The sequence below is a fragment of the Leucobacter luti genome (assembly GCF_019464495.1).
GTDB classification, from domain to species: Bacteria; Actinomycetota; Actinomycetes; order Actinomycetales; family Microbacteriaceae; genus Leucobacter; species Leucobacter luti_A.
This window is the reverse complement of record NZ_CP080492.1, coordinates 1,511,484-1,525,976: the sequence shown is the minus strand read 5'-3', so window position 1 is coordinate 1,525,976 and position 14,493 is coordinate 1,511,484. Positions and strand designations below refer to the sequence as shown.

The 14,493-nt window shown below is 64.1% G+C and carries 12 protein-coding genes; 7 read left to right on the top strand and 5 right to left on the bottom strand.

Features of this window, described 5'->3' with window-relative positions; all coding sequences use genetic code 11:
- Position 1: 1 nt before the first annotated feature.
- The 7 genes from K1X41_RS06890 (at position 2) to K1X41_RS06860 (ending at position 7,456) form a co-directional block, all read left to right on the top strand.
- Complete coding sequence (locus K1X41_RS06890; protein ID WP_133617280.1) at positions 2-883, top strand: ABC transporter permease; 882 nt, start codon at positions 2-4, stop codon at positions 881-883.
- Positions 883-1,689: an ABC transporter permease gene (locus tag K1X41_RS06885; RefSeq protein WP_132206737.1), complete on the top strand. Its 807-nt coding sequence runs from the start codon at positions 883-885 to the stop codon at positions 1,687-1,689. The genes K1X41_RS06890 and K1X41_RS06885 overlap by 1 nt, the downstream gene beginning before the upstream one ends.
- Positions 1,673-2,701, top strand: coding sequence for an ABC transporter ATP-binding protein (locus K1X41_RS06880; RefSeq protein WP_220175659.1), 1,029 nt, complete (start codon positions 1,673-1,675; stop codon positions 2,699-2,701). The genes K1X41_RS06885 and K1X41_RS06880 overlap by 17 nt, the downstream gene beginning before the upstream one ends.
- 45 nt (positions 2,702-2,746) lie before the next feature.
- Complete coding sequence (locus tag K1X41_RS06875; RefSeq protein WP_132206739.1) at positions 2,747-4,117, top strand: NAD(P)/FAD-dependent oxidoreductase; 1,371 nt, start codon at positions 2,747-2,749, stop codon at positions 4,115-4,117.
- 134 nt (positions 4,118-4,251) lie between these two features.
- Positions 4,252-4,614 (top strand): cupin domain-containing protein, encoded by a 363-nt coding sequence (locus K1X41_RS06870; protein WP_132206740.1) that lies wholly within the window; start codon positions 4,252-4,254, stop codon positions 4,612-4,614.
- A 3-nt stretch (positions 4,615-4,617) separates the two neighbouring features.
- The gene (locus tag K1X41_RS06865) at positions 4,618-5,817 is read left to right on the top strand and encodes an NAD(P)/FAD-dependent oxidoreductase (protein ID WP_220175658.1); all 1,200 of its coding nucleotides are present in this window, start codon (positions 4,618-4,620) and stop codon (positions 5,815-5,817) included.
- 25 nt (positions 5,818-5,842) lie between these two features.
- A complete protein-coding gene (locus K1X41_RS06860; protein ID WP_220175657.1) occupies positions 5,843-7,456 on the top strand; it encodes an amidohydrolase in 1,614 nt (537 codons plus the stop codon).
- Between the two features lie 46 nt (positions 7,457-7,502).
- On the opposite strand, the gene K1X41_RS06855 is transcribed toward K1X41_RS06860, so the two are convergent.
- From K1X41_RS06855 to K1X41_RS06835, 5 genes are all read right to left on the bottom strand, one after another.
- Positions 7,503-8,831 (bottom strand): flavin monoamine oxidase family protein, encoded by a 1,329-nt coding sequence (locus K1X41_RS06855; protein ID WP_220175656.1) that lies wholly within the window; start codon positions 8,829-8,831, stop codon positions 7,503-7,505.
- 142 nt (positions 8,832-8,973) lie between these two features.
- The gene (locus K1X41_RS06850; protein WP_220175655.1) at positions 8,974-10,431 is read right to left on the bottom strand and encodes a purine-cytosine permease family protein; all 1,458 of its coding nucleotides are present in this window, start codon (positions 10,429-10,431) and stop codon (positions 8,974-8,976) included.
- Between the two features lie 35 nt (positions 10,432-10,466).
- Entirely contained in the window at positions 10,467-11,903 is a 1,437-nt protein-coding gene (locus K1X41_RS06845) for an aldehyde dehydrogenase family protein (RefSeq protein ID WP_220175654.1), read from the bottom strand.
- Between the two features lie 153 nt (positions 11,904-12,056).
- A complete protein-coding gene (locus K1X41_RS06840) occupies positions 12,057-13,484 on the bottom strand; it encodes a PucR family transcriptional regulator (RefSeq protein ID WP_220175653.1) in 1,428 nt (475 codons plus the stop codon).
- Between the two features lie 29 nt (positions 13,485-13,513).
- Positions 13,514-14,320, bottom strand: coding sequence for a purine-nucleoside phosphorylase (locus tag K1X41_RS06835; protein ID WP_132206744.1), 807 nt, complete (start codon positions 14,318-14,320; stop codon positions 13,514-13,516).
- Positions 14,321-14,493: the final 173 nt, after the last annotated feature.

Here is a 14,493-nt window from a genome sequence, read left to right as displayed (position 1 = left end):
GATGACTCAGACCGCACTGATCGGAGGTGCGCGAGAGCCCAAGGCTCCGCGCCCCTCCGGTCGGGCGTGGCTCCTGCTGCTGCCCGCCTACGCACTCCTCATCGGGGTGTTCGCGTATCCGCTTCTTGAGAGCGTGTGGCGCAGCTTCAGCGAACCGACGCTCGGCTTGGAAAACTACACCTGGGCACTGACGAACCCCAATAACCTCGGAGTGATCGCTCGCACCTTCGGAAACGCGCTGCTTGCCACTGTGATCTGTCTGGCACTCGCGTATCCCTACGCCTACCTCATGACGATCGTGAGCGCGAAGGCCCGCACCGTGCTCGTGGTGATTGCTCTCATTCCGTTCTGGACTTCTCTCATGATCCGCACCTTCGCGTGGATCGTGCTCTTGCAAGACGGTGGTGTCGTGAACTCGCTGCTCGGAGCAATCGGTATTGGCCCGCTTGAGCTGCTGCGCACAAATACTGGCGTCATCATCGGCCTGAGTCACGTGCTCATGCCCTTTATGGTGCTCCCGCTGTATGCCGTCATGAGCGGAATTGATCTGCGACTCGTGACCGCAGCGCGATCTCTGGGCGCACGCCCTTCGGTGGCCTTTCTCAAGGTGTTCGTGCCGTTGAGTATGCCTGGCGTCGCAGCCGGATCACTTCTGGTGTTTATTCAAGCCCTCGGGTTCTACGTCACACCCGCCCTCCTTGGCTCACCGTCTGACAGCATGCTGGCGCAATCCATCTATGCGCAGGTTTCCGGTCTGCTCGAGTGGGGGAGAGGCGGTGCGCTCGGTGTGATCCTGCTAGTGATCACCGTGATCCTGCTCGGGATCATCGCTCTGATCGCGCGGCTGAGTAGCCGCAAGGGCATCAAAGTGAAGGTGCTGTAATGCTGAAGACTCATCCCGTCACCAAGGGAATCCTCTGGGCCGTTGCGGCTCTCGTATCGATCTGGCTCGTCGCACCGAGTCTGATCGTGATCCCACTGAGCTTTACTGACAAGGCATCACTCGTGTTCCCGCCGACGGGCTGGTCCTGGCGGTGGTACGAATCGTTCTTTACGAATCCGCAGTGGACTGCGGCACTGGGGAACTCGCTACTGATCGGTCTGCTGGTCGCAGCACTCGCAACAGTGCTGGGGTTGTTGGCAGCTCTCGGCTTGCGCCAGATGGCCAACAAGAAGCTCATTGCCGGTCTCACGTTTGGGCTGTTGTCGCCGATGGTTGTTCCCGGAATCGTGGTGGCGATCGGTCTCTACGCAGTGTTTCTCAAAGCTGGGCTGGTGGGCACTCTCCTGGGGTTCGTGTTCGCACACACGGTGCTGGCGCTCCCGTTCACCGTCGTAGCGATTACCGCTGGATTCGCCGGGTTCGACTCGCGTCTGGAACTCGCTGCGATGAGCCTCGGTGCGAATCGCTTTACGACATTCATGCGAGTGACGCTTCCGAACATCGTTCCCGGCATGATCTCCGGCGCCCTCTTCGCGTTTGTCACCTCATTCGACGAGGTCATGCTTTCACTCTTTATTAAGAGCCCCTACCTCAACACGCTGCCCGTGCTCATGTACTCAAGCGTCACGAGGGACACGGACCCGACGCTTGCCGCCGCGGCCACCGTGATCCTCCTCATCACGACCGCTCTGGTCGTTGTGGGGCTCACTCTCTCCGGAAGGAATACACGTGCCCGAGCAAAGTAACCGTGGCGCTGAGATCCGTCTTGACGGCGTATCGAAGCACTACCCCAAGTCGATCGCACTCGACGATGTCACGCTCACGGTGGAGCCCGGTGAGTTCATGACGTTCCTCGGCCCGTCCGGATCCGGAAAGACGACGACGCTGAACTTGATCGCCGGGTTCACGGACCTGACGACCGGAAGCGTGCGCATTGACGGCAAGCAGATGGCCGATGTCCCCGTCCATAAGAGGGACCTTGGGATCGTGTTTCAGCACTACGCGCTGTTCCCTCACATGAGTGTTTTCGACAATGTGGCCTTCCCCCTCGCGCGACGTAAGACGTCAAAATCAGATACGTCCAGGCTGGTGCAGGAAGCCCTCGATACCGCTGGCCTCAACGGCTACGCTGACCGCTACCCCGCTGAGCTTTCCGGCGGCCAGCAACAGCGCGTCGCCCTGGCGCGCGCCCTCGTGTTCCAGCCCAAGGTGCTCCTGCTCGATGAACCACTTGGCGCTCTCGACAAGAATCTCAGGGAACGGCTGCAACTTGAGCTGCGCCGCATTCATCGCGAGGTCGGGCGCACATTCGTGTTCGTGACACACGATCAGGAGGAAGCACTGACGCTGTCAGACCGAATTGCGGTGTTCAATGACGGCAGGATTGAGCAAGTTGGCACCGCGAAAGAACTGTACGAGCGGCCCGCATCACTCTTTGTCGCTGGGTTCATCGGCGAATCAACGATGGTCCCTGCTGCGTCTGGTGGCGGATTTGCCGTCGTGCGGCCCGAACATGGTGAGCTCTTCGCCTCGGCAACAGCGGTGCCGGTTGGGATGCAAAGCGTGCCAGTAACGATCCGGCAATCGGTGTATCTCGGCTCTGGGTGGAAACATGAAATTGTGCTTGAGAACCCAGGCCTCGCTGATCCGGTTGCAGGCGTGATCCGAGGCGTCGAAGAACTCGACTGGCTCACGGGCAGCAACACTCCGGCCCAACTCGCCTGGCATCCGGAGCAGGTCGCCACGCTTGCAGCGTGAACCTCGCTCTCCAGTTCCTCTCGTCTGAATACAGAAAGAAGCATCATGATCAATGGCAATGTGTCGCACTGGTGGGAACAGATCGGTGCCCCGAAGCCGCGGCCAGAACTTCCAGGCAACCTGACGGCGGACGTCGCGATCGTCGGCGCCGGGTACACCGGGCTGTGGACCGCGTACTACCTGAAGCAGGCGCAGCCGGATCTGCGCATCGTGATCGTTGAGCAGCGTCACGTCGGCTACGGTGCGTCTGGCCGCAACGGTGGCTGGCTCACCGCTGCGATCACTGGTGGCCGCGAACAATATGTGAAGTCGCACGGGCGCGACGCTGCGGAACGGTTCCAGCGCGCGATGAATGAGACTGTGGACGAGGTCATTCGAGTGGCCGCCGCCGAGGGCATCGACGCAGACATCAAGAAGGGTGGCGAGTTCAACGTTGCCTACACTCCGGCGCAGGAGTCGAGGATCCGGGCCTTTGCGGCAGCCGAGCGCGAATGGAAGTACGCCGATCTCGAGCTGCTTGAGGCGCCGGAAGCGAAGGCGAAGATCAACGTCGCGAATACTCGCGCGGCCGTGTGGCACCCGCACTCCGCCAGAATCCAGCCCGCCAAGCTCGCCGCTGGCCTCGCAGATGCGGTGGAGCGGCTCGGAGTCGAGATCTACGAGCGCACGCGCGCCGTCGAGATTGCCCCGCACCGGGTCAGCACCACCCACGGCACCGTCTCCGCGCAGTATGTTGTGCGCGCCACCGAAGGTTTCACCGCCAACCTCAAGGGGCTGCACCGCCTCTGGCTCCCCATGAACTCCTCGCTGATTGCTACTGAACCGCTTGCCGCCTCGGTGTGGGATGAGCTCAACTGGAGCAACGGCGAAGTGCTCGGCGACTTCGCGCACGTCTACATGTATGCCCAGCGCACGGCAGACGACCGGATCGCGATCGGCGGTCGCGGTGTCCCGTACCGTTTCGGCTCGAAGACTGATACCGACGGCCAGACTGCCGTGGCCACCGTTGACACGCTCAGCGAGATCCTCCACCGCTTCTTCCCCGCTACCCGCAATGCCGCGATCGATCACGTGTGGTCCGGTGTGCTCGGCGTGCCACGTGACTGGGCCGCCACCGTCGGCCTTGACCGTGAGACCGGGATCGCCTGGGGTGGTGGCTACGTGGGCACCGGCGTCACCTCCACGAACCTTGCCGGACGCACGATCGCAGACCTCATCCTTGACAACAACAGCGAGATCGCAGGCCTCCCGTGGGTCAATCACCGTGTGCGCAAGTGGGAACCTGAGCCGCTGCGCTGGATCGCCACGAAGGGGCTGTATGCGGCCTACGGCGTTGCCGACCGAACTGAGCTCGCCGGCCGCGAGAAGACCTCACCTATCGCGCACGTCGCCGACGTCATCACCGGTCGCCACTGATTCTGATCCGTTCCTGATCCGCGCTGATCTTGATCCGCGACGGTCCTGATCCGCGCTGATTCAGAATCGGCCCTGTTCCGGCGCTGACCCGGCCTGAGACACACACCCGCACCCCCGTATTCCAAGGAGAACTCATGACCACGATCCCCACTCTCGCGGTGCACAACACTGCGGCTGCGGACCTCGGCGCGCACGCAGCAAAGCCCACCGCGGTGACCGCTGACTTGACCGAGGCCTCGCTCACAGCGTGGGAGGGCGGACCCAACAACCGCATTGAGACCGGCCTGTGGGAGTGCACCACCGGTGACTTCACCGCGGCGCGCATTGGCTACACGGAGATTTGCACGATCCTGAGCGGCAGCGTCACCGTTGACGTCGCGGGAGAAGCGCCGGAAGACTTCGGCCCGGGCGACGTGATGATCATGCCGTCCGGCTGGACGGGAACCTGGCGCGTGCACGAACCGCTCCGCAAGCACTACACCACGATCCAGGACTAGGCGGTGGGCGGCACAGCGATCGTCGTTGGCGGGGGCGCCTGGGGGCTCCCTGCCGCGTTGCGCCTGCAAGACCGGGGAGTAGCGGTCACCCTGGTCGAGCGCTTCGCCCCCGGAGGGCCGTCGGCCTCGAACGGGGGAACAACGAGGCTGTGGCGCCTCGCAGATACGCTGGAGTGGCGTGCACGTTCACTGCGTGATGCGCGTGACGCACTCGAGCGGCTCGGTGAGCGGCTGGGAGAGCCTGTGTTCGCGCACACAGGGCTGCTCTGGCGTGACACGGAATCCTTACCCGCGGTCGCGGCAGCACTCATCTCGATCGGAGAATATGGCGAGGCGGTTGCTGCGGATCGCGTGGGAGAGGTGTTCCCAGGGCTCCGCCCAGACGGGCGCAACGCCCTGTACGTCGAGCAGGCTGGTGTCGTGCACGCTGAGCGCCTGCTGCAGGGTGCACTGCGCGCCTTCATCGCGGCAGGCGGGCAGTATCTCGCGGAGACCCGGGTCACCGCGGTAACACCGGGCGAACACTCCGCGAGTGTGCGGGTCAGCTCCGGATCGGGGGACCACGCGGACGCAGTGCTCACCGCAGATCAGGTCCTCATCGCTGCGGGTCCTGGCACCGCGGAACTCCTGCCGGGGCTCGAGCTCGAGCTCCCGCTCACCCCGTACATCGAGCAGGTGGTCTACTTTGGCAATCCCGGAATGCACCCTCCGGCGCCGAGCCTTCCAAGCCTCGTTGACTGCCCCGTCGATGGCGGTCCGGAAGCCACAGCCGGAATCTATGCAATGCCGAACGGGGCGGCCGGCTATAAGGTCGGCCTCGACCTCCCGCTCCGCCCGCTCGCGGGAGGAACGCTGGGAGACGATCTCGATCGCTCGGAATTGCCAGCGCGCACCGCGCAGATCCAAACCCGGGTCGCCCGCGATCTCACTGCGATCACTCCGCAGGTGCTCGGTACGCAAGTCTGCACGTGGACCGATTCAGGTGATGGTGACTTCGTGATCGGTCGGACCCACCCCACCGTTGTGCTCGCCTGCGGCGACTCGGGCGAGGGTTTCAAGTACGCTGCGTTTATGGGCGAATACCTTGCCGCGCTCATCGCCGGGGAAACGGTTGATCCCGTCTACCAAGCGCACTGGAACCCGCGCCGCTTTGGGGCCGCAACGACGCCGCGCAGAGGGCACAGCTCAATTGGGCGGCACTGAATTGAACAGCTTGAAAGGACACAGCATGGCACAGCTCGGAGGCGCTCTCGCGCTCGTTGGGGCGCAGCTGCGCACGAACACCGCCACTGACGGGACAGCGACCGCCCTCTTGATCCGGGACGGCCGGATCGCGGTGATCGGCGATGACGCGACAGTTCGCGCCGCCGCCGAGGCTGAAGGGATCCCGGTGCGAGATCTCGCCGGTGCAACGGTCACCCCCGGCTTCTTTGATTCTCACACCCATCCGCACTGGGCGGCGGAGGTCACCGCTGGCATCGACCTCGGAGGGCTTGAGAGCGTGGCCGAGATCCGCGCTGCGATTGCAGCGGAGCATGCCAGGCTCCCCGAAGGTGCCTGGGTGCGCGGCTGGAACCTTGAGTACGAGCCGTTCGAAGAGACTGGCCTGCGCGGTGAGGTGCTCGCCGAGGCTGCGCCGGGGCGCCCGGTTGCCCTCATCTGCTACGACCTGCACACCGCACTGGCGACGCCAGCCGCGCTCGCCGCAGCTGGCATCACCGGTGCACGGGAGTTTGCTGACGCGAGTGAGATCGTCGTCGATGCTGCCGGTCATCCCACCGGTGAACTGCGCGAGCCGACGGCGTATAACCTGCTGTTCGACGCTGCGCCCTCACCTTCGCACGAGGTCGAGCGAGATGGTCTGCGAGACATGTTCCGCAGGCTCGCAGCGGTCGGCCTGACCGGCGGCGCGATCATGGATGGGAAAGATCGCACGGTCGAACTGCTCGCGGAACTCGAGGAGCGCGGGGAACTCGATCATCGCGTCACGATGCATCACTGGCATGCCGTTGGCGATACCGACGACGATGTGGCACGGGTGATCGCGGGGAAAGACCGGGCGGGGCGACTGTGGCAGACCGGAGCGATCAAGCTCTTCAGCGACGGCGTGATCGACACCGGCACCGCGTGGTTGCACACCGTAGACGCGTGCGGCGACGGCAAGGTCCCATTCTGGCCGTCCTGGGAACGCTATGGCGAAGTGGTGCGTGCCTATCACGACGCCGGTCTGCTCATCGCGACGCACGCGGTCGGCGACTTCGCGGTGAGCCGCGTGCTCGACGTGTATGCGACGCTGCCCGAGCGATCGGGTGTGCCGTTCCACTCGATTGAGCATCTCGAAGTGCTCTCCGATGAAGACGTGGAGCAGCTGCGCGGATCCGGCGTGACTGCATCAATGCAGCCGCTGCACATGCAGTGGCGCGCCGCCGATCACAGCGACAACTGGACGGTGCGCCTCGGTCCGGAGCGAGAAGCGACCGGCTATCGGGTCCGTGATGTGCTCGACGCTGGCGTCGAGCTGACGCTCGGCTCCGACTGGCCTGTTGCGCAGTACGACCCGCGTCTCGGCATGGCGTGGGCCCGGGGTCGGCACACTCCCGGTGACCCGACTGCGCACGTGTTCGAGCCTTCACAGCAGCTCACCGGCGAAGAAGCGGTGCTCGCATACACCTTGTGGCCAGCACGTGCGCGCGGCCACAAGGATCGTGGCGTGCTTGCTGTCGGCGCAGTCGGCGACGTCACCGTGTGGGCATCCGACCCGGTCGCGGCGTCACCGGACGAGCTACCTGAGCTCCCGATCCGACTCACCGTCGTTGAGGGGCGCGTGATCCACGAGGCGTAGCGGGGTGCGTGGGGGCCCTGACTGGCTGCCCCCACGCCCGCCGTGCCTAGGGGCGCTCCAGCAGTGCGTCCTTCACCCGCTTGGCCTCGCGGAGGCCGCTCTCGATCGCGCCGTCGATGAAGCCACCCCAGAGGTTCGCGTTGTCCGTCGTCGCGAAGTGCACGGCCCCGGCTGGCTGTTGCAGTTCGAGCAGATCGCGGGTGAGCTGGCGTGGCCGGTGGGTCATCCAGGTGGTCTGCGCGAAGGGGTCGGTCATCCAGTCGTGCGCGGTGACCTCGGTGATCTCGAGGCCGGGGCGTAGCCGGTCGACTGCGGACTGCACGCTCGCGACGTCGTCGAGGTCGATGCGCGTGTGCTGGGGCCCGAAGCCTACGAGGATCGTGTAGTCGCCATGTTCATCACTGAGATAAAACTCGGCTTTCAGCACTGAGAGTGCGTCGTGCTGGCTACCGTACGCGAAGAACCGCGGCACATGTCCTGCCGCGCGCATCCAAACTTTCGTGCCCTGAGAGGCCACGGTCTCCCCGTGCTGGCGGAGCCAGGCCGCTGGCAGCTCCGGGGTGAATGTGATTTCGGTAATCGCATTGACCGGGAGCGTGCTGACCACGCGGCGGGCCCGGATCTGGGTGCCGTCAGCCGTTTCGACGATCACCCCGGCCGCGTCATCCTCGGTGTCTCCAAGCTGAGTCACAGCGGTCACGACAGTGTTGAGGCGGATCTCGCCCGGCACATCGGCGGCGATGAGATCGGTGAACGTACGCATCCCGTCGACGACGCGATAGGTCGAGGATGCCTCGTGCATCAGTTCCCAGTGGCCGCCGGTTGCGGCTACCCAGCGCAGCGCGCTCGAAAGCCCGACCTGGTCTAGCGGGGCGTTGACGTGGCCCACCCAGACCGCCTCGTTTGCGACGCGCCCCTCGGGGGTCAGCCGGAGCATGTCGAGGCCATCCTGGATACTGCGGCGATCGAGCTCCTGAATCGCACCGACGGTGGGCTCAGTGCCGCGCGGGATTGCCGCTGCGACGTCTTTGACGAGCTCCTGTTGGCCCTCTTCGATCAGGTCCATGAACTCTTCGAGTGTGCCCTGTCGCACCCCGTCCTCACGGCTGCGCCAGTACGCCTCTTCGGCACGAGGGCTGCGGATCATTTCCCGGCCGTAGCGAGTCATTTCGGCCCACACGTGCGGTTGCACCCAGTGCACCCAGTTCGCGCCCAGTTCGAGGTCGTGGCCGAGACGGTGATCGGTCCAGGTGCGGCCGCCAATCCGATCCCGCGCCTCCAGTGTGAGGACCGAAAGACCTGCGTTCCCCAGCTCACGCGCGGCAGTCAGCCCCGCAAATCCGGCTCCGATGACTACAACGTCGACCGACTGCATATCTGTACTCCTTCTGGCGCTGCGTTGCCCCGTTTCGCCCAGGATATCCGGGTCCCTGGTGGCTATGCAGCAGACGATCCCACCCAGTTCGCCTGGCCGTTCGTACGAAGGTACGAACGGCCAGGATCCAGGGCAAAGGTGACTACTCGATTGGGGCTGCGATGCGCTCCAGATCCTGATCCGACTCGGCAATGATCTCCCGTTCGCGGTCGAGATCCATGCCGCGGCAAAGCAGCCAGTAGATCACGCAGCCCACAGGGATCCCGACGAAGAATGCAATATCCACGCCACCGAGAGCGACGGCGATGGGCCCCTGAAAGAAGCTCAAATACATGAACGGGATCATGACAAGGAATGTGAGCAGGTAGGCCGTGATACCTCGCCAGTTCCAGAGGCCGTACATCCCATCCTTGGCAAACATCTCACGGATTGAGTAGTTGCCTCGTCGCACCAGGAAGAAGTCCACAAGATTCACCGAGGTCCACGGTGCCATCAGATACGCAAGGACCGCCAGGATAGTCGCGAAGCTGGTGTTCAAGAAGTCAGCCGGAAGCACTGCGGCAGCAATGGTCCCGGTGACGCCAACAATGAGGATCGTGACAACTCTGATCTTGCGGGTGGGGTCGATTGAGCGGAGGCTGTCGATCGCGGTGATGAGGGTGAGGGAGCCGCCGTAGACGCACATTGCCATGAGGCCCAGGAGGCCCGCGCCGCCAACAATGAGTAGGATCGGCCCGAGCCCGGGGAACACGAGGTCGCCAGTGTGGGCCAGGCTCGCGGTGATGGACTCACCTGGCAGCAGTGCCGCGCAGATCGCGCCGACGGCCTCGAACGAAAACACTCCGAAGAACAGGCCGGAGCTCGTGACACCGATGATTGCCGAGCGCTTCGTGGTTGGGGGCATGTACCGCGAATAGTCGGAAACAAAGAATGCCCATGACAACTGATACGCGCACGAGGCAGACACTACGACGAGGAACGCGGCGAGGTCGAACGACTCTCCGAGCGCGAGGGTGCTCGCCGGGATGTGCCCGCCGATTGCGAGACCGAACACGTACACGGCGAGCACGACCACGAGAGCGATGGTGATCACGCGCTGCGCAGCGTGCAGCCAGTGGTAACCGAACACCGCGAGCACAATCGAGACCACACCGAAGATCACAGCCCAGGGCGGTGCATCGCCCCAGCCGAGTTGTTCCGCCGTTGCCCCGAGCAGATTATTGCCGAGCACAACGTAGCCCCAGTAGACCACGATCGCGATGCCCCAGATGAAGAGCGCTCCGTAGCGGCCGAACTGTGGTCGCGTTTGTACCATCTGGGGCAGTCCGAGGTGCGGCCCCTGTGTTGCGTGGGCTGAGACCGGGATCGTGCCGAGCACCGTACCAATGGCGAGCGCGATGAGCGTCCAAATGAGGTTGAGCCCCATTCCGATACCGATCGCCCCCGTTGCCAGGCTGAGCAGGTGTGCGCTGCCGCCGAACCAGATCGTCGCCTGGTCGCTCAGCCGTCCAGACCGTTCACGCAGCGGCACATAGTCAATGGAACGGGTTTCAATTTTGCTGATAAGGCCGGTGTCGCTCTTCGCCGTTGAAGTGCTCATGCTGGCGTTCCTTTTCTGTGGGGTGCGCGAGTGCGTCACGCGACGTTGAAGACGATGGTCTTCTTTTCAGTGAATGAGAGCAGCGCGTCGGTTGACAGTTCGCGGCCGATGCCGCTCGCCTTCGTGCCACCAAACGGGGCCAACTGGTCCCAGTAGTTCGTGGTCTCGTTGATCAGCACCGTGCCGTGCTGGAGCCCGTCGATGAACCGCCACGAATCGCGGATGTTCTCAGTGAACGCTGCGGCGTTCAAACCGAACTCGGTCTCGTTGGCAATACGCAGCGCCTCGTCGAGTTCGTGGTACACCATGACGGGTGCGACGGGGCCGAACGTTTCCTCGGCAGCGATCCGCATCTCGGGCGTCACGCCGGTGAGAACCGTTGGTGGGTAGAGCCGGCCGTGCTGTTCGTGAAACTGATGGATCGTCGCACCCCGTTCGCGAGCATCTGCGATGTGTGCTTCGACTTTGCAGAGCGTCGCATCGTTGCAGAGCGGTCCCATGTCTGAGCTCTCTGAGAGTGGGTCGCCGAGTGTGAGTTCCTGAGTGCGCTCCAGTAGTCGCGCGACGAACGCGTCGTGCACGTCTGCATGGACGAGCACTCGCTCCGCCGCCGTGCACACCTGCCCGGCCATGTAGAAGCACCCGGTGATCGTGGCCTCAACTGCGCGCTCTATGTTGGCGTCCTGGTGCACGATGATCGGGCCGTTGCCTCCGAGCTCGAGCAGCAGTCGCTTCAGCCCGGACTTCGCGCTAATCTTCCTGCCGACAGCGGTGCTCCCAGTGAAGAAGATGCCGTTGACGTCGTCGTGCTCAACGAGCCGTTCCCCAGCGTCAGCACAGCCAGGAACGAAGTTGAAGACGCCCGGTGGGAACCCCGCCTCCGCGAAGATCTCCGCGTACAGAGCGGTGCTGCCGGGGCACGCCTCTGAAGGTTTCCACACCACCGTGTTCCCGGCGATGAGTGCGTAGGTAATCCCGATCGCAGGGATATCGACAGGGAAGTTGAAGGGGGAGATTACCCCGACAACGCCGAGCGGGTAGTGCGCTACCTGAGTGCGCATCGTGTTCGTGCGGGTCTCACTGTTCGGGAGGGTCTGGCCGCGGAAACGGAGCATGTCTTCTGCAGCGCGCCGAAAGTGGCCCCACGCATACTCGACCATCTCCTCACGAGATTCCGCGATGGTCTTTCCCATCTCAGCGCTGATCGCCTGCGCAATCGGCTCGTTCTTCGCGCTGCAGATCTCGTATGCGCGATAGAACAGGTCGACCTTGTCGAGCAGCGGCACCGCGGCCCAGTCGGCCTGAGCAGCTCGGGCAGCTGCAACGGCGAGGTCGACATCAGCCGGCGTGCAGACCGCGAAATCACCGAGGTCAGCTCCGTCAAGCGCTGCCGTGTAGCGCTGTCGTGCGGCGCTCCCGTCGCGCCACTCGCCGTCGATGTACGCGTGAACTTGGGTGGGTGAAACTGCCATGGAAATCTCCTGGATGCGTCGTTGCGTCAGCTGGTGAGAGCGGCATTCCGTGGGGAACGCGTCCACAGCGTAAGTCACCGAGTGCCGGTGCGTCTGCCGGCATTCTGTCGCATTGTGCCAAGAATGGCAGACAATCGTATGAGGTGGAGCGGACTACGACAGCGGGTCCAGTAGGCCCTCTTCGACCGCGCACTGCAGCGCGAACCACAGGATTGCTGTGTCGTTCATATTGCTGAGGTGGTGGCCGGTGAGCTCCTCGACCCGCGCAATCCGCGAAATCAAGGTTTGCCGGTGAAGTCCCAACCGCTCGGCGGCGCGCACCCAGCTGCGGTTTTCCGCAAGGAAGGCGAATAGCGTCGAGACAAGCTGCGTACGGTGCTCAGCGTCATAGGCAAAGAGTCCGCCGAGGATTTCTTCCACGTGGACCTGACGTGATCCGCTGTTGTTCGGCAGGAACGGTGTGGCGAGAGCGCGATCAGACATCCGGACGACTCTGCCGCGTGAGCCGGAAGACACAGACAGCAGGAGCCGGGTCTGTTTGCAGGTCTCGCGGAGATGTTCGAGCTCTTCGAACGGATCGCCCACTGCGATCTGGCCGTCGAGTGGGGCAACCGCCTCGAGGATCTCGATGAGTTCCGGCGTGCTGCTGCCGAGCAGTACGAGAAAGCCCTCTTTCTCAGTAAGAAGGACAGGGATTCTCGCAGCCTCGAAGCGATACCCCACTTTCTCGAGATCGCCGGGCTCGACGCGCTTTGACCAGAGAGCAAGCGTAAATGGTGCCTGGATGCCGTGACCAGAGACGAGCTCGCGTGCCGTTCGATCCGAGATCGCATCGTCGAGCAGGTTGCCGAGGAGAATCGAGCCGTGCAGTTGGCGCTGCTGGCTCCCCACCATATGCATGGCAAGTACACCGCTCACGATCGCCGCCGCGTGCTGGAACACTGAGTAGTCGAGCGCCCCAGGGATGCGCGGCACATATCGAAGCGCTCCGCGTCTCGGCCCAACGAGCGGAAGCGTGAGAGTCTGATCCGGGTGCAGGGTGACGCGATCCCGAGTTGCATCTGAAGCCCCGAAGTCGATGCGCAGGCTGCCGTCGAGAATCTCCCCGAGTTCGATGAGGAGGTGCTCAACATCTGCGGTCGTCACATGTGACTGGAGCGAGCGGTAGAGCCGCTCGGTGAGCTGTACGCGCTCGTGCCGCTCTTTATTCTGCGCTTCGGCCACGGCCATAGCCAGCGTTACAAACGGGGTGTCGTGGGCGGTTTCCAAGATGGGGAAGTCCAGCGCTGTTGCGCAGGCCAGCAGCTCGGGAGTGAGTGGGGGAGCTGACATGCGCTCACCGATGGCGAGACCCGCGATGCCGCCCTTGGCCATTCCGGTTATGTAGGCGCACTGTGCGGCGGCGTCCGACGGCAGCGCTAGGCCGGTGGTCATGACGAGTGCACCGCCTCCGATCCACTCCCAGGGCTCGCTGAGCTCACACACGTGCGCCCAGCGCACTGCCCGCGACTCGCCCACTCCCGGGGTGAGGGATCGGGTCGCCAGCTGCGGCGTCCCGATGAGGTCGCGAACTGAAAGCATGGCTCGCTTCTTCGACCGCCGTCGCGGCCCTACAGGGCCGCGACGACCCGCGAGAGGAGGTCCGCGAGACGTGGGCCGGCGGCACGGCCTGCTTCCAACACCTCTTCGTGGTTCAGCGGATCATCGCCCATGCCCGCAGCAGGGTTCGTGATCAACGAGAGGCCGAGTACTTCCATTCCGGCGGCACGCGCAGCGATGGCTTCGAGCGCAGTGGACATACCGACGATTTGGCCGCCAATGGCGCGCAAATAGTGGATCTCAGCGGGAGTCTCGTAGTGCGGCCCGGGGAGCTGTACGTAGACGCCCTCCTGCAGCCCTGGCTCGACGCCGCGCGCAATATCGCGCAGGCGTGACGCGTAGAGATCGGTGAGGTCGATGAAGTTTGCGCCCTCGATGGGGGACGTTGCGGTGAGGTTGAGATGATCGCTGATCAGCACCGCCTCGCCTGCACCGAATGCGGGGTCGACTCCACCTGCGCCATTGGTGAGCACCATGATCTTCGCCCCGGCAGCAGCCGCCGTGCGAACGCCGTGCACCACCGCACGCACTCCACGCCCCTCGTAGAAGTGCGTGCGCGCTCCGATGACGAGTGCGTGTGCGCCGTTCGCGAGGCGGATCGAGCGCAGCGTCCCTGAGTGGCCGGCGACCCCGGAGGCATGGAATCCGGGCACCTGCTCGGCGGGGACTTCAGCGACGGTCTCGCCCAGAATATCTGCGGCGCCACCCCAGCCGCTGCCGAGGGTGAGGGCGATGTCGTGCTGCGCAACGCCGGTCAAACGTGCAAGTTCAGCTGCGGCCGCTTCGGCCAGTGCGATGGGATCCGGATCCGTACTCATGGGTCAAGAATACGGGTGTCGGGGCTCTGCGCCGCACACAACTCCGAGCGAGGCGAACGCGGTGCGGTGCGCAGGGTGCGAGCTGCTGGCGTGGACTACCATGTGAGTGAATCCGAATTGGGGCGATCGTCTCAGTAGTGACACACATTGCGCCGGCACCACCGCGGTGCAAG

Coding starts and splice junctions, on each gene's coding strand:
- K1X41_RS06890 (WP_133617280.1), top strand. CDS start 2: ATGACTCAGACCGCACTGATCGGAGGTGCGCGAGAGCCCAAGGCTCCG.
- K1X41_RS06885 (WP_132206737.1), top strand. CDS start 883: ATGCTGAAGACTCATCCCGTCACCAAGGGAATCCTCTGGGCCGTTGCG.
- K1X41_RS06875 (WP_132206739.1), top strand. CDS start 2,747: ATGATCAATGGCAATGTGTCGCACTGGTGGGAACAGATCGGTGCCCCG.
- K1X41_RS06870 (WP_132206740.1), top strand. CDS start 4,252: ATGACCACGATCCCCACTCTCGCGGTGCACAACACTGCGGCTGCGGAC.
- K1X41_RS06860 (WP_220175657.1), top strand. CDS start 5,843: ATGGCACAGCTCGGAGGCGCTCTCGCGCTCGTTGGGGCGCAGCTGCGC.
- K1X41_RS06855 (WP_220175656.1), bottom strand. CDS start 8,831: ATGCAGTCGGTCGACGTTGTAGTCATCGGAGCCGGATTTGCGGGGCTG.
- K1X41_RS06850 (WP_220175655.1), bottom strand. CDS start 10,431: ATGAGCACTTCAACGGCGAAGAGCGACACCGGCCTTATCAGCAAAATT.
- K1X41_RS06845 (WP_220175654.1), bottom strand. CDS start 11,903: ATGGCAGTTTCACCCACCCAAGTTCACGCGTACATCGACGGCGAGTGG.
- K1X41_RS06840 (WP_220175653.1), bottom strand. CDS start 13,484: ATGCTTTCAGTTCGCGACCTCATCGGGACGCCGCAGCTGGCGACCCGA.
- K1X41_RS06835 (WP_132206744.1), bottom strand. CDS start 14,320: ATGAGTACGGATCCGGATCCCATCGCACTGGCCGAAGCGGCCGCAGCT.